Origin of the sequence: Aliidiomarina shirensis, from assembly GCF_003987345.1 — a bacterium.
GTDB classification, from domain to species: Bacteria; Pseudomonadota; Gammaproteobacteria; order Enterobacterales; family Alteromonadaceae; genus Aliidiomarina; species Aliidiomarina shirensis.
The window spans coordinates 21,394-41,515 of the sequence record NZ_PIPP01000005.1; the positions used below are offsets into that span (position 1 = coordinate 21,394).

The following is a 20,122-nucleotide window of genomic DNA, read 5'->3' on the forward strand; positions in this document are numbered from 1 at the left end:
CGCTAAGGCGTAGTCACCCCGTGACTCCCCCGCGCCGATGCAGCGAGCTTCGTTCCGTCTTGCAGTGACACAATCAGCGGGCAGGAAACGTTCCCTTTCCGCGCATGGCAGGCGCACACCAGTTCAGACAGCACGGCCTCCATGCGTGCCAAGTCGGCCATCTTCTCGCGCACATCCTTGAGCTTGTGCTCGGCCAGGCCGCTGGCTTCCTCGCAATGGGTGCCATCCTCCAGCCGCAGTAGCTCGGCGATTTCGTCCAGGCTAAAGCCCAGCCGCTGGGCCGATTTCACGAACCGCACTCGTGTTACATCCGCCTCGCCATAGCGGCGAATGCTGCCATAGGGCTTGTCTGGCTCCGGCAGCAGGCCCTTGCGCTGGTAGAACCGGATGGTCTCCACATTGACCCCGGCCGCCTTGGCGAAAACGCCAATAGTCAGATTCTCCAAATTTTTTTCCATATCGCTTGACTCCGTACATAACTACGGAAGTAAGCTTAAGCTATCCAAACCAAATTTGAAAGGACAAGCGTATGTCTGAACCACAAAAGTCTGAACCACAAAAGTCTGAACCACAAAACGGGCGCGGCGCGCTCTTCGCCGGTGGGCTGGCCGCCATTCTTGCGTCGGCCTGCTGCCTGGGGCCGCTGGTTTTGATCGCCTTGGGATTCAGCGGCGCTTGGATGAGTAACTTGGCGGCATTGGAACCTTACCGCCCCATCTTTCTCGGTGCGGCATTGATAGCAATGTTCTTTGCCTACCGCCGCATCTTCCGGACTACGCAAGCATGCGAGCCTGGCGATGTATGCGCTGCCCCACAAGCCAAGACGTCGTACAAAGTCATCTTTTGGATTGTGGCTGCGCTAGTTGTCGTTGCACTAACGTTCCCGTATGTAATGCCCCTGTTCTACTAATTGAGGAAAAATCATGAAAAAACTGCTTACCGCTCTTGCCCTTGCCGCTACCTTCGCTGTCCCTGCCTGGGCCGCCACCCAGACCGTCACGCTGTCCGTACCGGGCATGACCTGCCCCACCTGCCCGATCATCGTCAAGAAGGCGATTTCCAGGATTGAAGGCGTTGATAAAGTTGACGTTACCTTCGAACCACGCGAAGCGGTTGTCACCTTCGATGATACCAAGACCAGTGTGCATGAGTTGATCAAGGCCACTGGCGATGCGGGCTTTCCGTCCAGCGTCAAGCAGTGAGCCACTGAACCCGAACCTGGGGCGATCATGGGACTGATTACACGCATTGCCGACAAGGCTGGCGCGCTTGGCAGCGTTGTTTCCGCGATGGGATGCGCTGCCTGTTTCCCGGCTATCGCCAGCCTGGGCGCGGCCATCGGCCTTGGCTTTCTACAGGAATACGAAGGGTTGTTTATCTCCAAGCTGCTGCCGCTGTTCGCAGTCGTGGCTTTGCTGGCGAATGCACTGGGCTGGCTGAGTCATCGGCAATGGTACCGCAGCCTGCTCGGGATGGTCGGCCCAGCCATCGTGCTGGCGGCCATGCTCTTGTTTTTTGGCAATTGGTGGACGGCGAACCTCCTCTATGTCGGTCTGGCCTTGATGATCGGGGTGTCGATCTGGGATCTGCTCTCACCGGCCAACCGCCGCTGCGAACTACCACCCAAACACGGCTAACTGCATTGGCAGTTGCCGAAACGACAAGGAACGATGCAATGTATTTGAATATCACCGGAATGACCTGCGACTCGTGCGCGACACATGTCAAGGACGCCCTGGAGAAAGTGCCGGGCGTGCTGTCGGCGCTCGTGTCCTACCCGAAAGGCTCCGCGCAACTCGCCACCGATCCCGGCACCTCGCCAGAGGCGCTGACCGCCGCTGTGGCCGGCCTCGGCTACAAGGCCACACCCGCCGATGCCCCATCCACTTCAGCGCGGGGCAGACTGCTTGGCAAGGCGCTGGGATGGCTGGGCGGTGGCGACAAGGCTGGTGGTGATGGGGACGGACTGCACGTCGCCGTTATTGGCAGCGGCGGAGCCGCGATGGCGGCGGCGCTGAAGGCCGTCGAGCAAGGTGCGAACGTCACGCTGATCGAGCGCGGCACCATCGGCGGTACTTGCGTCAATGTCGGCTGCGTGCCGTCCAAGATCATGATCCGCGCTGCCCATATCGCCCATTTGCGCCGTGAAAGCCCATTCGACAGTGGCATCGCGGCGACTGTGCCTGCGATTGATCGCAGCAAACTACTGGCCCAGCAGCAGGCGCGCGTCGATGAGCTGCGCCACGCCAAGTACGAAGGCATCCTGGACAGCAACCCGGCCATCACCGTGCTGCATGGTGAAGCGCGTTTCAAGGACGACCAGAGCCTTGCCGTCCGTTTAAACGATGGCGGCGAGCGTGTGGTGGCGTTCGACCGCTGCCTGGTCGCCACGGGTGCCAGCCCGGCCGTGCCGCCGATTCCGGGCCTGAAAGAGTCACCCTACTGGACTTCCACCGAGGCCCTGGTCAGCGACACCATTCCCGAGCGCCTGGCCGTGATCGGCTCGTCTGTGGTGGCGCTGGAACTGGCGCAAGCCTTTGCCCGGCTGGGCAGCAAAGTGACGATCCTGGCACGCAGCACGCTGTTCTTCCGCGAAGACCCGGCCATCGGCGAGGCCGTTACAGCCGCGTTCCGTGCCGAAGGGATCAAGGTATTGGAACACACGCAAGCCAGCCAGGTCGCGCATGTGGACGGCGAATTCGTGCTGACCACCGGGTACGGTGAAATACGCGCCGACCAGCTGCTGGTCGCCACTGGCAGGGCACCGAACACGCGCAGCCTGGCATTGGAAGCGGCGGGAGTCGCTGCCAATGCGCAGGGGGCCATCGTCATCGACAAGGGCATGCGCACCAGTACGCCACACATTTATGCGGCTGGCGACTGCACCGACCAGCCTCAGTTCGTCTATGTGGCGGCAGCGGCCGGCACCCGTGCTGCGATCAACATGACTGGCGGCGATGCGGCCCTGGACCTGACCGCAATGCCGGCCGTGGTGTTCACCGACCCGCAGGTCGCCACCGTGGGCTACAGCGAGGCGGAAGCACATCACGACGGGATCGAGACCGACAGTCGCACCTTGACCTTGGACAACGTGCCGCGTGCGCTTGCCAACTTCGACACACGCGGCTTCATCAAGCTGGTCATCGAGGAAGGTAGCGGACGGCTCATCGGCGTGCAAGCGGTGGCCCCGGAAGCGGGTGAACTGATCCAGACGGCGGTGCTCGCCATTCGCAACCGTATGACCGTGCAGGAACTGGCCGACCAATTGTTCCCCTACCTGACCATGGTCGAAGGGCTGAAGCTCGCGGCGCAGACCTTCAGCAAGGACGTGAAGCAGCTTTCGTGCTGCGCCGGATGAGGAAAAGGAGGTGTTCAATGAGCGCCTACACAGTGTCCCGGCTGGCCCTTGATGCCGGGGTGAGCGTGCATATCGTGCGCGACTACCTGCTGCGCGGATTGCTACGGCCGGTCGCGTACACCACGGGCGGCTACGGCTTGTTCGATGACACCGCGTTGCAACGGCTGCGCTTTGTACGGGCTGCCTTCGAAGCGGGTATCGGCCTGGACGCACTGGCGCGGCTGTGCCGGGCGCTGGATGCTGCGGACGGTGACGGTGCGTCTGCGCAGCTTGCCGTGTTGCGGCAACTCGTCGAGCGTCGGCGCGAGGCCCTGGCCAGCCTCGAAATGCAACTGGCCGCCATGCCAACCGAACCGGCACAGCACGCGGAGAGTCTGCCATGAACAGCCCAGAGCACATTGTTGCAATATCTGTCGCCGCTGGGGTGGGAACACATCAACCTGACCGGCGATTACCTATGGCGCAGCAGCGCCAAGGTCGGTGCGGGGAAGTTTAGGCCATTGCGACCGCTGCCACCGGCTTAGCGTGCTTTATTTTCCGTTTTCTGAGACGACCCCTTTTTTACCCAACAAGCTGCTGGAAACGAAAAGTAAGGCACCGAGGACAATTGCAATATCAGCCAGGTTGAAGGCCGGCCAATGCCAGTCTCGCCAATAGAAATCAAAGGAATCCACAACATAGCCGCGAAAGACCCGGTCAATCAGGTTGCCCATGGCGCCACCGAGGATAAGACTGTAAGCGATGGCTTCTCCTTTATGACGATTTTCAAGGATCAGCTTGATCAGAAAAATCGAGACCACTACCGCGATTCCGATAAAAAAGTAGCGCTGCCAGCCTCCACCATTCGCGAAAAGACTGAATGCGGCACCGGTGTTCCATAGGTGCACCCAGTTAAAGAACGGGATCACCGAAACATACTCGCCATAGGCCATTGATTGCTGCACCAGCCACTTTACAGCCTGATCAGACGCTGCCAGCAGGCCCGATATGGACAATAGGGCATACGGCGAGAGCTTTTTGCCAATAATGAGCATTATTTAACCCTTCAACGCCAAAATGCGTCTGGCACCGTTAAGTACAATGCCCCCCGCGATGGTGCCGATAATCAGATCCGGATAATTGGACCCGGTCCACGCGACCAGGGCGCCGGCGGTGATGACCCCCAGGTTGATCACCACGTCGTTGGCCGAAAATATCCAGCTAGCCTTCATATGAGCTCCGCCCCCTCGATGTTTGGATACCATCAGCAGACAGGCGGTATTGGCAATCAATGCGACGAATGCGATGGCTATCATCACCAGCGATTCAGGCTCACTACCGAATACAAAGCGCCTCACGACCTCTACGAGTACGCCCACAGCCAAAACCAGTTGGACCACACCAGCAACGTGCGCAACACGGACCTGCCTTTTCACGCTATGCCCAACCGCATAAAGAGCGAGTCCGTACACTGCCGCATCAGCAAAATTGTCCAGGGACTCTGCAATGAGGCCAGTTGACTGAGCCATCAGACCGGCAGTCATTTCCACCACGAACAGAAGTGCATTGATGCCGAGCAACCAGCGCAGGGTCCCGGATTCTTGCTTAGCAGAAGCTGCCGAGAACTCGGCGGCCTTGATGGTCTCCGGATTTGCAGCAACGCTTTCCTGAAGCGCGGCTCCTAGCCCCAAGGTCTTCAGTTTCGAGGTGACGGGCTCGACCTCGCCGTCATGCACGACCTTCAGCCGGCGGTTCGACAAGTCGAAGGACAGCGCCCGAATCTCCTCAAAGCCGCTCAGGGCTAGGCGAATCATTCGCTCTTCTGACGGACAGTCCATCTTCGGCACGGCATAAACGCTGACCCATCTCCCCGGCGCTTCGGAGGAGGCCTGTATATCGGTATCCGCCGCAGGCCTTGCATGGTCGCCACAGGGGCCTCCGCAGTTTTTACTCATGATATGACTCCACTTGAATGTGATCGGGTTTTCATTTAAAACTATATAGTCGCTATAAGGTCAATAGCGTAGATAATCCGTTGCGGAGGAACCCGATGCGTATTGGTCAGTTGGCACAGTCAGTAGGGGTAGATACACAGACGATCCGCTTCTACGAACGGCAGGGCTTGTTGCCGCCGCCTGGTCGGCAGGAGAACGGTTACCGTGTCTATACCGAGAAACACGTTGAGCGGCTGGCCTTTATTCGTCGCTGCCGCATCCTGGATCTGTCACTGGCAGAAATTCACGAACTAAAGCGCTATCAGGACGACCCTCATCAGTCCTGTACCGCTGTCAACGCCTTGCTCGATGATCACATCTCTCATGTGCGGTCGCAGATAACCGCTCTGCAAGCGCTTGAGAAACAACTCGTTTCACTGAGAGCGAGTTGCAACGATGACCGGGAAGTTGAGGCGTGTGGGGTTCTTGCTGGAATTAGCGAAGGAAACATGCACCAGCAGTAGGTGAAGCATCAACCAGATAATCCGATGAGATGCCGGTCTGTCTCACTCTCATGCAAAGGTAAGATCAACCATTTAATCCGCTTACCCAAAATGTATAATCAATGCCAATTTATTTGCTGTGTTAAACGAATTAACTCAAACTAGTTCACCTATTCGGGCCAATACTAAAGGGCATAATATGAGGTTACTGTTGGTAGAAGACGACCGGTTGCTTGCTGAAGGGCTTGCTAATCAACTAGAAAAATCAGGTTTTAGTGTCGACATAACCCACTCAGCTCGTGAGGCCATGGTTTTGGGTGGTCAGGAAGACTACAAAGCCTGTGTGCTCGATCTTGGTCTTCCAGACGGCAATGGGCTCGATATTCTTAAGCAATGGCGCTCAAATAAAGTAACTCTGCCGGTATTAATTCTCACCGCCAGGGGCGACTGGCAAGACAAGGTAAATGGTCTTAAGGCCGGCGCTGACGATTACTTAGCAAAGCCATTTCAAACCGAAGAGCTCATTGCTCGACTAAATGCCATAGTTCGTAGAAGTGAAGGGCGCGTTTACTCTGGTGTAAAAGTAGGCCGTTTTGAACTCGATGAAAACCGCCAGTGCCTTAAAATTGAAGGTGATACAGAGCACAGCCTAACAGGCACTGAATTTCGGCTGCTGCGCTGCCTGATGAGTCGGCCCGGCCAAATTTTTTCTAAAGAGCAACTTATTGAGCAGCTCTATAATTTGAGCGAAAGTCCCAATGAAAATGTAATTGAGGCGTATATTCGACGGTTAAGAAAGCTCGTTGGCGCAGAAACAATTGCCACTCGCCGAGGCCAGGGATACCTATTCGATGACACTGTTTAAAAAACCAACCTCTGTAAAAGGTACTTTGCTTATCCTGTTATTACCCGCAGGTATTGTCATGATGACTATCGCGTGGCTTATACACGGGCAACTGTTAGAAAAAATGTCTCGAGAATTTGTAGAAAGCCGGCTGCAAGAAGAAGTGGGGTTTTTAGCACACCATATTCGTCAAGCAGAGGGTAATATCGACATGCTTGAAACGGGAGATTATTTCGAAAAAGTATTCCACCACGCCTTTGCTCTCCAGTCGCCTGAACAAACCGTTATTTCTCCAGACCCCTGGCGCATGTTATTAAGCCCTCTATTACAGGTTGATAAAGAAGGTATTATTTGGGTTAACAATGCAAGTTTAAATCAAGCGCCTTCAGACATGCTTGCCTACCGAAAGTCTTTTTTTATTAACGACATACCTATTACAGTCATTGTTGCTGAAGATATGCGAGCACTACAAAGCAGCCAAGCGAATTTACATACCTGGACCGCTGTGGTTTCACTGTTACTTATATTTTTGCTCGTGGCGGTAACTTGGGTAGGTATTAATTTATCCATGCGCCCTGTTGCCTCGCTCAAAGCATCGCTTAAAGGGCTTCAAAGCGGTGAAATTTCTCGCATTACTACTCAAACACCGGAAGAGTTTAAACCGCTGGTTCAACAACTGAATCAACTGCTTGACTCACTCGACCAACGCTTAGAACGCTCTCGGGAAGCGCTGGCTAATTTGTCTCACAGTGTAAAAACTCCTATAGCGGCCCTTAGGCAAATTCTCGAAGACACCAGCCGCCCAATTAATAATGAACTTCGGCTTGAAATGGCTTCTCGGCTTGCGGATCTCGATAAACAATTAGAAGCCGAAATGCGGCGCAGTCGGTTTGCTGGCCCGCAAATTGGCAAAAGTGCGCACCCGGTAAAGCAAGCGCGAGAGTTGCTATGGATGTTAGGCCGACTGTACCAAGACAAAACATTTGAGTTGTCGACCGAACTTACCGAAGACACACGTTGGCCAATAGAAGAGCATGATTTAAATGAAATTCTAGGAAACATACTCGATAATGCCGGCAAGTGGTCTGCGGCTTGCGTTGAACTGTCTTTGCAACAATCTAACAGTACTGCCCAAATTATAATTACGGATGACGGCGCTGGAGTAGCCGACGCTGAAGTTATGCACTTAGGGCAAAGAGGTTGGCGCTTAGATGAGCAAATTCCTGGCCACGGCCTTGGGCTTGCTATTGTTTGTGGTATTGTTGCTCAATATAACGGCAACGTGTCGTTCTTAACCGGTTCAGTCGGCGGGTTAAAGGTATTTATTGAAATACCCATTTAAGCTGGCTCAATTCACAATGTTTATTTATAAAAAACTGGTAAGGCCTAGGTTCCTTAGACACTCTACTCTATAGCCCTAACGAAACAGAACACGCCCGATCCAGTAGTTCAATTCCGTTTTATACGAAAAACACAGCCAAATAAAGTAGATTATTACCGCTTTGTGCTATATATTACAGCAATAACAGTATTAAACTACCGAGTGCCACTATGGAATCCGTAACGCTACAACTCTTCAATCGAGGTAAATGGTGGGATGCCGCAGAGCTTCGATTTGGCGGCGATAAAATGAATAGTCACGTTACTTTATCCTACCTACCCGATTACATTCGACATGTGCTGAGCTACGAAAGAAAGGATTGCTGGGCGTGCAGTGTAAATGCGCCCGTTACTATCGTTCCTATTGATTATCCAAGTTGGCCTGCGCTACTAGACGATTTACTGCCCGCAGGTGAATCGCGCACATGGTGGCTTAATTACCTCAACGTCAGCAGAAGTAGCGAATTTCAGCAAAATTATGCTCTTCTTACGAAAGCATGCATGGCGCCTATTGGGAACTTACGAATTAAGGAAGCTGCTGAGCAAATCGGCTACGATACCGCCCGCCGTTTTTCCATCGATTCTGTGGTTGAGTTGCAACACGATTTCTTAGAGTATGCGAACGAGCAAGGTGCTGCAGTAGGTGGTGCAACCGGCGCTGGCGGTGTTGCTCCGAAGTTGCTTCTGATGGTTGACGATAATCAAGTGTACATTGACGGCGACTTTGCTGGGAATCCCCTTTCTGCTGCGCCATATCTCACGAAGTTCGCCAGAAACACACGTTCACCGCGCGACAATAATGTTCTGCGAGCTGAAGGCGTGTTTTATCAGGCTCTAGCGGAAATACTCGCAGATACCGATGTTGAAACTATTGATGTAACGCGCATGATGATACGTGAACACCAAGGTCAGGTTAGCCTATGGTTACCTCGTTTCGACACTGCTGTAGAAAATTCCGTAGCCACCCGCATTGGTTTAGAGAGTGTTTACTCAATTATGAATGCAGCGCCCGGTAGCTACCAAGATCACCTGATTGTGATGAAAACCGTGTGGCAGAAGATAAAAGACACCACGAAGATGTCCAGCTTCGAATTCGCAACACAATACCTAGCACGCGATCTACTAAACCTAGTTTTTGGTAACTCCGATAACCATGGCCGCAATATGTCATTCTTAAAGTTCGAAGATGATATTAGATTCGCTCCTATTTATGATTTTGCGCCTATGAAAGCAGATCCAGAAATGGTCACTCGTTTATTCAAGTGGGGCGAGAACTGTGAGCGCAGCGGCACGGTAAGATTCGACCAAGTCGTCGAAAAACTTGAGGGCTTTGGTGAATCTCAAGCGCTATTGGCCTACTTGCAAAACATGGCAGCGCCACTCATTGAGTTACCTAGTTTACTGAAAAAACTCAATTGTCCAGATGAAATACTTAACTTCCCTGCCATTGGGTTTGACCATGTACAACAAAAGCTCATGAGCTACGGAGTTTACAATGCATAACCTATCACCTGATGAACGCAAAGCACTCATAGCGCAAATTGATGAAGCACTCGCTTCCAACACCATTTCAATTGGTAAGGCTGTTAAGAAAATCCGAACCGAGCTTTATGGGATGAATCAAAACGATTACGCCAAATTTATCAATATTTCCGACAAAACCTTGCGCGATGTTGAAAAGGGAAATACCGATCCGCGACTATCAATTGTTAACAAATTACTTGCGCCGGGAAGTTTTCAAGTAAGCGCTCGAGCAGTAAAAAGGGTGATTTAATGTCGAAATATTTCGACATAGAAAGTCAGACTTTTTGCTCATCAAAAATATTTTTGTCGTGGCTAAAGGTCAAAAAATTGAGTTTTTGAAACCGCTTTATGTGACACAATTTTGCATAGAATGATCTAAAACGGTGTAAAATACCGGTAAAAACCCCTTAAAAAACCCACTTAACCTACTGTTTTTACTGAATATACCGATTTACCCCTACTATCCTTTCTGCACTCCGGAGGCAGAGGTCAGAGGTTCGAATCCTCTCGGGCGCGCCATTTCCCTTGGCCTGCAGCGGTTTTTCTCCCTTCTTATTTACTCTTAAACCTTTTCTCTTATGTTCTGCTCCGTATGACCGTTAGCTGTTATGCCTGGCTTTGAGTTGGATCAAGGCTGTGTCCATTCTGTGTCCAGATTGTGGCCGCAATAGTTATTCCGAAATTGCGGCACGGTAGTTTTGACCTTTACCTCACTTTTATATCAAGTAAATCAACCTACCTTCCAACAACACCAACTTCGACACTCTCCAACAGCAGTGTTTTTCTATGATGTCTTTTTTGTCGTATTTATGAATTAACTGCCACAAGCTTTTCCCATACATTGGTTCTATGGAGGAGATCAATGGCAGTTCATCAAGTATTTTTTATCGCCAATGGTTTCCAGGCGTTGGACTTATTCGGGCCTCGGGGCTAGCCTTTTCGTCTTGCCTGTTGCCAATGAACCAATTTGATTGGCTCACCGGTGCTGTTCTGCTGATAGATGAACACACATTCTCGGCCGCAATGACCAACGTTATACAATTTAAGCAACTTTTTAATGCCACGGTTATAGGTAAACCCGCCGGCGGGGGCCCAAACCATTACTCTGAGAGTTATCGTTTCGAATTACCTAATTCTAAGCGGAATCTGAGCCTCTTGATCGCTACCATCCTTTTTTAGAGAAGCCAATGGACGCGGTATATCCTGACGAGTTAGTTACCCAGTCTTGGGAAGAGTATGAAAAAGGTATAGATGTGGTTTTAATGAGGGCACTGGAACATTTTTAGCGCTAAACCCAGCCATAAAATCTTATTGGAAATGTGATGTTATTGCAGAGTAAAGGTCAATTTAAGCGTGCTTCGCATAGTTAGTGTTCCCCAAGCGTATAGCAAGACGGCTAGTCATTGGTTGAAGTAGGCAGGAACTTGGAAAAGCAAAGGTCTGCTAATCGCTCATAGCGAACGGCGGCGTAGTGCCAGTAGCGGACGTTAACGCCAGCAGCATACGCGCCCTCGGAATGGAGCCGAAAGGCGCAATATAGTGGGCGTCGCCGTGCCTGCATTGGTTATGTGACATTTTTCGCCTCTAATGCGTCAGCAAAGAGGTTGGCAGCAGAAACAAACTGCTTGCAAAGAAGCTCAAATTCCTCACCATAGCTTTGCTTATCGGAGCTAGTGGAAAGCACTTTGTGATCTGCTTCGACGCGATATTTTGCAATGTTCTTAATTGCATCAGACAGACCATTAACAAGCTCCAACTCGCGCTCTACGAGTTCAACCAGTTGCAATGCACTCAGAGGCCTTCCGCTACTGTGAATGAAGTCGTCCTCAGTTTTTTCAAATTTGTATTGTAGAAGAGCCTTCAAGGGCTTCGGCTTCAATGAGTCAGAGCCTACAATTTTGTATAGCTCACTGCAGCTGTCAGCCAGCGCTTTGTTAGTGTTCTCTACCGGCATCCTTAGGTGTTCATTCTCAAGGCGTCCGAAGAGAGGATGTGGACTGAACTTTGAATTTAGTTTTACGAGAGAATCCTGCACAGCCTTTAAAGGCTTGGGGAACTCGACCCACGCACCATCATAGGTTCGGGCGGCAAATAGCCTCAGGTTTTCATCATTAGGATCAAGGTTCGGTCTAGCAATCTCATAAGCATGCCAGTGCCTCTGCTCAGAATCAGAAAAACAATAAAGATCTTTGTAGATGGCTGTAACAAATGTCTTGCCGTCCAGGGCTCTACCCTTCCCAAATCTTACATCGATAAACCTATCCGAAGGAGACTCAGCTGTTGTCCTAATATGGCCGCCTGCCGAAGAGTCGTCTACTTCGTACCAATCCAAATGGCTAAAGTACCTAGCCAAAACTTCTTCTGAAAAGAAGGATAAAGCAAGCTGGTGTTCTCCACACATTAAACGCTTCTTGAATTCTGGGGGTTCTGTTCGGGCATTTCCTGAGCTATAAAAATGCTCAGTCAACTCTTCTCGACTAGGGAAGAAAATGTGGGTGTTAATTGATGTGAACGAAAACTTTTCACTGCTTCTCGGACTGGGAACACTGACAAGGTTAAGCTCAACGTTTGCGTTCATCGTTCCCCTGCCTGCTTCAACCCAAGACTCCACAAATCGCATGGCATCCCCATGTGGAATCTGAGCCTTTTCTGCAAGATCAATTGCGCTGACACCACCAAACGTAGTCCACCACGCCTTAACGGCTTCGGTAAAGAGTCGGTATTCTGTATCTTCCGGTGAATTCACGATGCTTTCCTTATCACATAACACCTTGAATAAGCCGTCGTTTGGAACGCCAGCGCAAAACGGTCGGCTTGACTCAATGGTTAAGTTTTATGTTGGGATGAACGCTAACTTTGAACGCCTGACCGGTGATTTAAGACCGTACTTCTTGCAAAGATCAGCTACGGCACTCACAAATGAATCATCAGCTTCGGGTGCAACAACAATACTTCTAACTAATTCATTTATATCATTTAACTTTATTTTTATGCCCATTGGATTTTGTGAGATATCATCCAGCTTTGGCATCACAACGCGAAGTTCCTTTTCAAACTTATAGGCATCACTTTTGTATTGGAGGACGTCGCTGTAAGCACCTATTGCGAAGTTGGGTGGCTTTGAATGATCTATATATTTGACCTTGTGCAGATGGACAGAGCGATCCCATCTCAAAACAGTGCTGACTAGCCGATCAACAGTTGTAGTAATTGCAACACTAGATTTTACGCCGCCGTACAACTGCCACAGCGCCATGTTGTCACGTGCACCTATAGTCCAACAACACACGTAATTACCCTCTCTGGCATTTCGATAAAACGCATCTGAACAGGTTGGTAGATTCCCCTTCTTAAACTCCTCATCTATGGACTCTCTGAGGCTTGGGAAAAGAGCGCCCTCTAGCCGATCTGGAAACCCGTCCGCACGGCGCAAGTACAAGCTTTTGGTATGCAGAAGATCTAAGAGCTTCGGCAAATCCACATAACGCCTCAAGATTGATTTGCTTCTGACCTCTGGATCTGCCGTAACTATCGATTCATTCATTTGGACTCAACTTCTTTAAACTTAACGCCGCATTAAGGTGTAAGCGGTGCTTGGCTATACTTGAGCGAAACGAGAATGCCAAGCGTTGCGAATCACTCTTAAATGCTTTGTTATGTTTGTTCTAAATTTTATGGAACATACTATCGAAATAGTCATAATCTCGATAGCCATCGACCCAACTAAAGCCAGCCAATATTTCCCAAAGCAACTGAGAGAGTTGCTTCATACTATCATCTTCAACACTGACGCCTTTTAGGGTAATAGATATAGTATTTATCCTATGCAGAAATGAGAACACCTCGTCGTCATCGACTTGCACGTTACCTAGCAAATAAGACGTAGCTTCTTTGAACGCCTCAAATTCATTGAGAATGTCAGCCAAGAGGTCTTTATCGAGATTATTTAGAAACACGTGCCAACGCTCTTGGTCTGCTGTTACTTTTTCTTTGAAATAGTCTTTAAATGCCTGAGGCTCCATCAAGTTGCTGAGCAAGTCAGTCTCGTAAGGTTCTCGACATGCACCAACGATATGCATAATTAAATTACGTTTAAACTCTGTATATTGCGATATAAAGTGACTTTTTATCCGCTTCTTGTTCTTTTTCTCTGGGATCCAAACAACCAAAAAATAAAACCAAATGCTGATAAGCATCCCACATGACAAGTTAAAAACAATCTCGTTCCCCAGTTTAAATTGCTGAAAAAATAATCCGGCACTTTCAAAAAGAAGCCTTTCTTCACTACTTTTCAGCACTAAAAAGAGACAAAGAAAGCTAAGAACTAGCAAACCTTTGTTCAAAAGTTTCAATTACCATTTCCTCGAAAAACATAACGTCTAAGCTAAGCGGCGCGGCATTTGCCGCGTCCGGTGGAGCGCGAAGCGCGGAACGACCTTGAGCGCCTTGTTATGCATTACTTTAATGTAAGCGAAAATATACGATACTTAACTCATCTGTGGGCTCAGTGGACTCTAACAACATGCGTCTCTCTGTTTCCACATGCTCCAGGATTGCATCGGATGGCAAATTCAGTGCATCTCGTGCGAGATCCTGCACTACCTTTCTCGAGCCTACAGAATCATTGAAAGAGCCCCGATCATGTCTTGTTTGATCTTCGTTCCAGGAGGCCTGCATGTTCTTCGCAGACATATGCTTACTCCTTGCAATGTGCACATGTCGCTGTAGCGGGATGGCTGGGTCCTCCGCGTCGACTCTAATCATCCAGTCTTTTTTTCCAGACTCGACCCATCTTCCTTCGTTCAGAATTGCGTTATCCGGAACGGTCGCCTCTGAAATGAGCACCACGACTTTATCGACGTTTTCTAGTTCTAGGAAATCTAAAAACGTTACCATGTTGTCTCCTTATGCATAAAATTTGTATATTGTGCGCGCGCATTTAGATACTAATCCAATTAATAGTTTTCGGTTCTTAACTTACTGATCAAACAGGCACTCCTGACTTGAAAGGTCTCGAGTTAGCAAACGCAATTTGAGCATGCTTAATTAGACTCTAACGAGCGCACAATATCTAACCTTTATTTTTTGTTATGTAATTGACAATAAACGACTTAAGTACACACCACAACAACAAAAAGCGCAATATTCCCGAAGTTACTGTGCCCTACATTACTAGAGATCCCCACACTTACTAATAACGGGACGGCTAGTCACTAGCTGGAACAGACTGAAACTCAGAAGGTCCGCTGCTCGCTCATAGCGGACGTTGGGTCGGATCCAGAGTATTAAAAACGCGCTAGTTGGTCTTCCCAATGGTGCGACTCAACTACCCATTCGGGAAGGTCTTTAGTTTCCATAATCTATTCATCACCGAGACCGCCAAATTGAACGTCGGTGCTGTGTTGGGTTCTACCCAGATTTTCCTAGGTACGGCAACAAAATTGAGACACCGTACCAGCACACAGGCCGATCTCCACTTTCACACCGCCCGTTCTTAACATCTCTGCGCCTTTGCCATTGTTTCTTATATCTGGGTCAAGTATTGCGATAATTACATGCTTTATACCCGATGTGAAAAGCTTGCTCGAGCAAGCTCCGGTTCGTCCAAAAAAAAAAAGCAAGGGTCTAAAGTAACATATGCTGTAACGTCATTTAGGTCACCTGAATGAGCATTTAAAGCCTCTATTTCAGCATGATTTTCGCCAATGGCTTGCGTAAATCCTTTGGATATTACCTGGTCATCCTAAACCAGCACACATCCGACAGGAGGATTAGGTTTACAATACGGGAGTGCTTGTTTGGAAATTTCCAAAGCTTCCAGCATTAATTTTTTGGACATATTGATGTGGAACCCCTGACCGGCTCCTTGAGTTGCTTGTTATACTTCACGTTAAAATGGGAGGATTACACCTTAACGCTAGTATAGGAAAGTTATTTGCTGACCTAGTGGTGCTTATTTCACTGACACAAGTATTGTCGTTAGCGAATAAAACTTTTCGGAGGTAGAAAGTGTTGCTCTCCGGAAGGAGAAATATCAACTCTGTCTGGCGATATAGACCCGCAAAAAGTCGGGAATTTTTTATAGTGTGAAGTGTTTTTACTCCAGCGAAGAGAGGAATATCCTCCTAAAATTCTGTGACCAACCCAACGTTCATCTATTAATTTGTAACCACTTGGTTGATTTAGTAGTAGTAGGCTACCCATAAACTTTATCCAGTTCATCGGATCGAGCAGTCTATTACCATATCCATGATAAGACCTTCCACTGGAATAGACGTAAAACCCCATATTCCAATATCGACAAAATTCCATTAACTGATCGGACTCAGCAGGACTTCCTCCCTTATAACCAAAATCAATCATAGGAATATGGTAAACTTGGCCAAAGCTATAAACTCTTGAGTTCACTGCCAGCTCGCATTGATGTGGAATATCCATAATAAGGCTTAAGATTGTTTGCTCATTTATTTGTGAAACAGGAATCAGAAATTCACGACGAGCATCCCTGAGTGAACGCGGTGTGTATTCATAAATACTAAACTCTTGTTGCGCAGATGAATCAATAACTCCGTGAGCCATTGATTCTCTTAATAGTTGAGCGATCCAACCAAACGGATGTCGGTGCAGCTTAAAACCATGAGGTATGTTTGCGTGTCCGTTAGCCAACTTTTATCCCCTTTATGGATTGGAAAAACTCCATCGAAAACTGATCTGTCATACCAGAGACGAAATCTACGATTAGATGCGCTCGCAGAATCCACTCTTGTTTTGGACAAATAGTTGAAAACTTTATGCTAACCTCTTCATCAACTTCACTTGATTTTTCTGCTGGCAAAATGCCTCTATCCAAAATTGCAGCCTTATATGAGTGCAAGTGTTTCTCAGGTAGTTTTTTAAACAAACGCCTATGGACGTGCAGTTTTTTTGCAGCAACTGCCTTAAAATCATTGTTTATTACGATTAAAAACTCATCCTTTGAGAGCTTTAAAAGCCGTTGGTACTCTTCTAGAATCCCCGAAATTATAGCGTATCCGGAAAGCTCGATGGATTCGGCTTCGCTGGAAGAGAACAAATACTGTCTAGAAAAACTTTTTAACCCATCAAGAATTTTTTTCTCTACAGTGTCACCAGAAATAATATCGGTATTTATCTTTAAATTACAAAATGACTCGTAGCTTTCAATAAAAGTTTCGGCAACATAAGCTACTAGTAAGTTTTGGAGTTCAGTTTTAAAAGCTAAAAACGGACTAATAGGTGAGTGCTTATTACCATTAAGCTTCTCTATAAGTGTTTCGCACTTCTTCTTGTCTTTATCATCACCAATTAGCTCTAATAGTAGAGGTTCTAAACTTTCCTTAAACTGCTCAAACGTTATAACATTTTTCTCGATACCATCTTCTATATCGCTTAAGCAGTAGGATATGTCATCTGATGCCTCCATCAGAAAGCTAAGTGGATGACGTGAGTTATCGGGCATGTTCAACGCTTTCCATGCATCATGGATTACTTTTTTTTCCGTCCTGAAGAAGCCAACTTTCTTTGTAAATGGTTTGTCTCGATTAACATCTCGGCTTTCTGCGTCATATGGGTATTTTAAAAGAGCAGTCAGCTGCGTGTAAGTGAGATTTAGTCCGTGATAGCCGTCATCCCCTTGGGTTTTCGCGACAATTCGGAAGCCTTGAGGGTTTCCATCAAAATTCTTAAAGTCTTGTAGTAGTTCGTCCGAAAGCTCATTAGTGTCAAAACTGGTCTCACGAAGGCTAGACTTTAAAGCTTCTTCAAGTTCATTAGAATTGGCCCAATCGACGATAGCGGCTTCACCAAAATGACCAAATGGTGGATTTCCAATGTCATGCATCAAGCAAGCAGTTTCGACGATATTAGATATAGTTAAGCTATGTTCACGCCAGAATTTTTTAACTTCATCATCAAAATCCGGTTGTGAGTCATCAATTAGCTGTATTATTTGTGAAACTATATACCGACCAATATGTGAGACTTCTATTGAATGGGTCAAACGGGATCTTACTGACGAGTTACTCTCAAGAGAAAACACTTGCGCCTTTTGTTGAAGACGGCGGAAAGAAGCTGAATAAATAACCCGAGACCGATCGCTTTGCGAAGTCGCAATGAGGGAATTGTGGCTCGCTGACGAGACGCGGTGACGGTCAGTTGTTATTAATGATTTCATGCGCAATAATTCCTTTGTTAAATATCAAGTTGTCTCGCGTGATTGCAACTGGTAAAGCCTGAGTATTCTAGACACCTTCTAGTTGCTTAAAATACTCACGTTCAAAGTTGTTTGGTGACACACGTTGGTTATTCGTATGTCGCCGTTTCGGATTGTAAACCATCTCGATGTAATGAAACACCGCCTGCCTTGCTTCTGCTCGCGTTTCGTAAATACGACGTCGGATTTTATCTTTCTTTAAATTGCTAAAGAAGCTTTCCGCAACCGCATTGTCATGGCAATTTCTTCTACGGCTCATACTCGGTTTAATATTGTAACTCTCAAGTAACTTTCAGAACTGCAGACTCGCATATTGAGAGCCTTGGTCTGAGTGTATCTTAACCTCACCCGTTGGCTTTCGACGCCAGTACGCCGATGTGAGCGCCTGCATGGCGATATCTTCGGTCATACGGTCGCTCATCGACCAGCCCACGACATTGCGAGCAAACAAATCGATTACAACGGCCAAAAATAAAAAGCCTTCGTGTGTTTTTATATACGTGATATCGGTAACCCACCACGTGTTTGGTGCTTCTACATCAAAGCCGCGATTTAGTTCGTTCTCAGCAACACTGTCCGGCTTACCACCATAGTAGCCTCGCGGCACGTCATATCCCCGTTGTGCTTTGATGGCCGCTTGGCGCATTAACCGTAAAACGCGGTCACGGCCACAAAACTGGTTTGCATCACGCATATCAAGGTAGATATTCCGATACCCGTGAAAACCACCGCTTTCAATCCAGCATTGCTTAATCTGAGCGGTCAGCTTTTTATCAGCCTCGGCACGTTTACTCACGGGCTCTCTCAACCAAGAGTAGAAACCACTTGGATGCACACCAAGCGTTTTACACATTACTCTGATGGGGTAACTGGCACGACGAGATTTTATGAACCGGTACCGTTCTTTGACTCGCCTGCAAAGAACACCGCGGCTTCCTTTAATATATTTCGTTCTTGTTCAGTGCGTTTGAGTTCACGTTTTAACCGCGCAATCTCAGCGCGAAAATCCGACTCTTTCGCTCTTATTTCCACTGGCTTTGAAAGCTCTTTAATCCAGCGATAGATTGCTTTTGTGCTCACACCTAGACGATCAGCTACTTCAGCGGTTGAATAGCCGTGAATCTTCACTTGGTTCACAGCTTCTTGTTTAAACTCGGTGGAATAACGAATACCTTTACTCATGATTTTCCTCTTATGGTCATAGTGACATTTTTACCATAAAAGATGTCTATAAATCTCAGGCCTTACCAGATCTGTGTTTCAGTAAATCCTGATTTTTTCATAGTCGTCTCCTGCTGTTACTATCGCAGAGAATTCTAGTTAAATCTGTCTCAGTTTAGGGGAAGTGGACACAAGCTAACGTAAGTCTGTAGTCATCGACACTTTCTAAGTGCAGTTCTCGAACCTCGCAGAGCGAATGATTCAATTATTAGTTTCATCTAATACCTAATAATATATAAAATAATTACTCCATAAAACAATAAAATATAAAATATCAATGAGGGTTTACCCTCTATTTTCCTTCAAAATCAAAAATAAATCCGTTGACACCCTTATCATTAATTTATACATTTTTAGACGTAATCAACAGAAATGCCTTTCTGTATTAAGGTTAGTAATTGCAGCCTTCGAACTGCATCTGCTCTTTAAATTTCATGCCGATATCTATTAGTCGCGAACACCCTGAGAGACCTTGGGGTAAGTCGTTACTGAAAGTATTTCTATTTTTATTTATTCGTGATGTAAAAGTAATTAGGTTACCTAGGCTAAGTGTTTCGGTAATAGACAATTCTCACTGCTGATAAATTAATGCTATTGTCCACTTCCCCACTAATGACACATCTCCAAACTTGAGCTTTCCTGGTTAGATATAAACCAATTCAGTATTGCGTTCATTGCACCAGACTGTCAGGCACGCTCAACCCGAGAAAAGCTACAACGACTCAAATCCGTTATGATACATGCTTTTTACAATACTCAGGCCTGCGTCAGACAACGTTTTCGCGTAGTCTTTTTTATCTGCTGTCACTAACCCTTTTTTGCGAAGAGCTCCTTGATGCGCTTGATATCGAACGCCTCGATGCCACCATACTTGAATTTCCAATTGTAATAGGTGCTGCTGATACCGCGTTCTCGGCAAATTTCTTTGACCTTCACGCCAGCATCAGTTTCTTTTAAGATCGCGATGATCTGCGTTTCAGTGAGTCCTGATTTTTCATAGTTGTTCCCTGCTATTACTCTCGCAGAAAACTTTATTAAATCTGCATCAGATTAGGGGAAGTGGGCACTATTATCAATTCAACATTACCCTTTGAAAAGAATGGGCATATGCAGGTATTCATAAAGTAAAGGAGGAAAATAATCTCGGTT

19 protein-coding genes and 2 pseudogenes are annotated in these 20,122 nt (G+C 47.7%); 10 read left to right on the forward strand and 11 right to left on the reverse strand.

The annotated features are described in order from the left end of the window. Window positions 1-2 precede the first annotated feature (2 nt). Window positions 3-458, reverse strand: a complete 456-nt coding sequence (gene merR, locus CWE13_RS10215) for an Hg(II)-responsive transcriptional regulator (RefSeq protein ID WP_126808349.1) — start codon at window positions 456-458, stop codon at window positions 3-5. 71 nt (window positions 459-529) lie between these two features. On the opposite strand from merR, the gene merT reads away from it, so the two are divergent. Genes merT through merD form a run of 5 tightly spaced genes read left to right on the forward strand, consistent with a single transcriptional unit; the run spans window position 530 to window position 3,741 of the window. Further along, on the forward strand, window positions 530-910 hold the full coding sequence (gene merT, locus CWE13_RS10220) for a mercuric ion transporter MerT (protein WP_001294655.1): 381 nt from the start codon (window positions 530-532) through the stop codon (window positions 908-910). A 13-nt stretch (window positions 911-923) separates the two neighbouring features. Next, window positions 924-1,202, forward strand: coding sequence for a mercury resistance system periplasmic binding protein MerP (gene merP / locus CWE13_RS10225; RefSeq protein ID WP_126808351.1), 279 nt, complete (start codon window positions 924-926; stop codon window positions 1,200-1,202). A gap of 27 nt (window positions 1,203-1,229) precedes the next feature. Continuing rightward, window positions 1,230-1,637, forward strand: a complete 408-nt coding sequence (gene merC, locus CWE13_RS10230) for an organomercurial transporter MerC (RefSeq protein ID WP_000522993.1) — start codon at window positions 1,230-1,232, stop codon at window positions 1,635-1,637. A 38-nt stretch (window positions 1,638-1,675) separates the two neighbouring features. Then, complete coding sequence (merA, locus tag CWE13_RS10235; protein ID WP_003055149.1) at window positions 1,676-3,358, forward strand: mercury(II) reductase; 1,683 nt, start codon at window positions 1,676-1,678, stop codon at window positions 3,356-3,358. 17 nt (window positions 3,359-3,375) lie between these two features. After that, window positions 3,376-3,741 (forward strand): mercury resistance co-regulator MerD, encoded by a 366-nt coding sequence (gene merD / locus CWE13_RS10240; RefSeq protein WP_001277466.1) that lies wholly within the window; start codon window positions 3,376-3,378, stop codon window positions 3,739-3,741. A 147-nt stretch (window positions 3,742-3,888) separates the two neighbouring features. Here merD and lspA read toward each other — a convergent pair whose 3' ends face one another. Beyond that, entirely contained in the window at window positions 3,889-4,392 is a 504-nt protein-coding gene (lspA, locus tag CWE13_RS10245; RefSeq protein ID WP_126808353.1) for a signal peptidase II, read from the reverse strand. Window positions 4,393-4,395: 3 nt separating this feature from the next. Further along, a complete protein-coding gene (locus CWE13_RS10250; RefSeq protein WP_126808355.1) occupies window positions 4,396-5,292 on the reverse strand; it encodes a cation efflux transmembrane domain-containing protein in 897 nt (298 codons plus the stop codon). Between the two features lie 95 nt (window positions 5,293-5,387). Here CWE13_RS10250 and cadR point away from each other — a divergent pair, with 95 nt between their 5' ends. The 5 genes from cadR to CWE13_RS10275 all read left to right on the forward strand — a co-directional run bounded on the left by cadR (window position 5,388) and on the right by CWE13_RS10275 (window position 9,772). Next, complete coding sequence (cadR, locus tag CWE13_RS10255) at window positions 5,388-5,795, forward strand: Cd(II)/Pb(II)-responsive transcriptional regulator (RefSeq protein ID WP_024126910.1); 408 nt, start codon at window positions 5,388-5,390, stop codon at window positions 5,793-5,795. A gap of 178 nt (window positions 5,796-5,973) precedes the next feature. Beyond that, window positions 5,974-6,639, forward strand: a complete 666-nt coding sequence (locus CWE13_RS10260) for a response regulator transcription factor (RefSeq protein ID WP_126808357.1) — start codon at window positions 5,974-5,976, stop codon at window positions 6,637-6,639. Next, window positions 6,626-7,960 (forward strand): ATP-binding protein, encoded by a 1,335-nt coding sequence (locus tag CWE13_RS10265; RefSeq protein ID WP_126808358.1) that lies wholly within the window; start codon window positions 6,626-6,628, stop codon window positions 7,958-7,960. Before CWE13_RS10260 ends, CWE13_RS10265 begins: the two co-directional genes overlap by 14 nt. A 209-nt stretch (window positions 7,961-8,169) precedes the next feature. Next, window positions 8,170-9,501, forward strand: coding sequence for a type II toxin-antitoxin system HipA family toxin (locus CWE13_RS10270; RefSeq protein WP_126808359.1), 1,332 nt, complete (start codon window positions 8,170-8,172; stop codon window positions 9,499-9,501). After that, entirely contained in the window at window positions 9,494-9,772 is a 279-nt protein-coding gene (locus tag CWE13_RS10275; protein WP_126808360.1) for a helix-turn-helix transcriptional regulator, read from the forward strand. The genes CWE13_RS10270 and CWE13_RS10275 overlap by 8 nt, the downstream gene beginning before the upstream one ends. A 1,314-nt stretch (window positions 9,773-11,086) precedes the next feature. Here CWE13_RS10275 and CWE13_RS10285 read toward each other — a convergent pair. From CWE13_RS10285 to CWE13_RS12765, 8 genes and pseudogenes are all read right to left on the reverse strand, one after another. Then, the gene (locus CWE13_RS10285) at window positions 11,087-12,268 is read right to left on the reverse strand and encodes a hypothetical protein (RefSeq protein WP_126808364.1); all 1,182 of its coding nucleotides are present in this window, start codon (window positions 12,266-12,268) and stop codon (window positions 11,087-11,089) included. An 87-nt stretch (window positions 12,269-12,355) separates the two neighbouring features. Beyond that, the gene (locus tag CWE13_RS10290; protein ID WP_126808366.1) at window positions 12,356-13,066 is read right to left on the reverse strand and encodes a hypothetical protein; all 711 of its coding nucleotides are present in this window, start codon (window positions 13,064-13,066) and stop codon (window positions 12,356-12,358) included. Between the two features lie 121 nt (window positions 13,067-13,187). Beyond that, on the reverse strand, window positions 13,188-13,874 hold the full coding sequence (locus tag CWE13_RS10295; RefSeq protein WP_126808368.1) for a hypothetical protein: 687 nt from the start codon (window positions 13,872-13,874) through the stop codon (window positions 13,188-13,190). A 109-nt stretch (window positions 13,875-13,983) separates the two neighbouring features. Then, window positions 13,984-14,418: a DUF6367 family protein gene (locus CWE13_RS12655; protein ID WP_241973678.1), complete on the reverse strand. Its 435-nt coding sequence runs from the start codon at window positions 14,416-14,418 to the stop codon at window positions 13,984-13,986. A gap of 1,083 nt (window positions 14,419-15,501) precedes the next feature. Then, the gene (locus tag CWE13_RS10310) at window positions 15,502-16,188 is read right to left on the reverse strand and encodes a primase 1D-like protein (protein WP_198677949.1); all 687 of its coding nucleotides are present in this window, start codon (window positions 16,186-16,188) and stop codon (window positions 15,502-15,504) included. Then, window positions 16,181-17,713 carry a dGTPase gene (gene dgt, locus CWE13_RS10315; protein ID WP_126808372.1) on the reverse strand — a complete coding sequence of 511 codons (1,533 nt, stop codon included), beginning with the start codon at window positions 17,711-17,713 and terminating at the stop codon, window positions 16,181-16,183. The genes CWE13_RS10310 and dgt overlap by 8 nt, the downstream gene beginning before the upstream one ends. Window positions 17,714-17,780: 67 nt before the next feature. Continuing rightward, window positions 17,781-18,934: pseudogene (locus CWE13_RS10320) on the reverse strand (IS3 family transposase). Between the two features lie 732 nt (window positions 18,935-19,666). Continuing rightward, window positions 19,667-19,987 (reverse strand): annotated as a pseudogene (locus tag CWE13_RS12765) (transposase); the annotation flags it as partial. Window positions 19,988-20,122: the final 135 nt, after the last annotated feature.

What these genes read in the sequence shown, in the direction of transcription:
- merR (WP_126808349.1), bottom strand. Translation starts at nt 458, where the DNA reads ATGGAAAAAAATTTGGAGAATCTGACTATTGGCGTTTTCGCCAAGGCG.
- merT (WP_001294655.1), top strand. Translation starts at nt 530, where the DNA reads ATGTCTGAACCACAAAAGTCTGAACCACAAAAGTCTGAACCACAAAAC.
- merP (WP_126808351.1), top strand. Translation starts at nt 924, where the DNA reads ATGAAAAAACTGCTTACCGCTCTTGCCCTTGCCGCTACCTTCGCTGTC.
- merC (WP_000522993.1), top strand. Translation starts at nt 1,230, where the DNA reads ATGGGACTGATTACACGCATTGCCGACAAGGCTGGCGCGCTTGGCAGC.
- merA (WP_003055149.1), top strand. Translation starts at nt 1,676, where the DNA reads ATGTATTTGAATATCACCGGAATGACCTGCGACTCGTGCGCGACACAT.
- merD (WP_001277466.1), top strand. Translation starts at nt 3,376, where the DNA reads ATGAGCGCCTACACAGTGTCCCGGCTGGCCCTTGATGCCGGGGTGAGC.
- lspA (WP_126808353.1), bottom strand. Translation starts at nt 4,392, where the DNA reads ATGCTCATTATTGGCAAAAAGCTCTCGCCGTATGCCCTATTGTCCATA.
- CWE13_RS10250 (WP_126808355.1), bottom strand. Translation starts at nt 5,292, where the DNA reads ATGAGTAAAAACTGCGGAGGCCCCTGTGGCGACCATGCAAGGCCTGCG.
- cadR (WP_024126910.1), top strand. Translation starts at nt 5,388, where the DNA reads ATGCGTATTGGTCAGTTGGCACAGTCAGTAGGGGTAGATACACAGACG.
- CWE13_RS10260 (WP_126808357.1), top strand. Translation starts at nt 5,974, where the DNA reads ATGAGGTTACTGTTGGTAGAAGACGACCGGTTGCTTGCTGAAGGGCTT.
- CWE13_RS10265 (WP_126808358.1), top strand. Translation starts at nt 6,626, where the DNA reads ATGACACTGTTTAAAAAACCAACCTCTGTAAAAGGTACTTTGCTTATC.
- CWE13_RS10270 (WP_126808359.1), top strand. Translation starts at nt 8,170, where the DNA reads ATGGAATCCGTAACGCTACAACTCTTCAATCGAGGTAAATGGTGGGAT.
- CWE13_RS10275 (WP_126808360.1), top strand. Translation starts at nt 9,494, where the DNA reads ATGCATAACCTATCACCTGATGAACGCAAAGCACTCATAGCGCAAATT.
- CWE13_RS10290 (WP_126808366.1), bottom strand. Translation starts at nt 13,066, where the DNA reads ATGAATGAATCGATAGTTACGGCAGATCCAGAGGTCAGAAGCAAATCA.
- CWE13_RS12655 (WP_241973678.1), bottom strand. Translation starts at nt 14,418, where the DNA reads ATGGTAACGTTTTTAGATTTCCTAGAACTAGAAAACGTCGATAAAGTC.
- dgt (WP_126808372.1), bottom strand. Translation starts at nt 17,713, where the DNA reads ATGAAATCATTAATAACAACTGACCGTCACCGCGTCTCGTCAGCGAGC.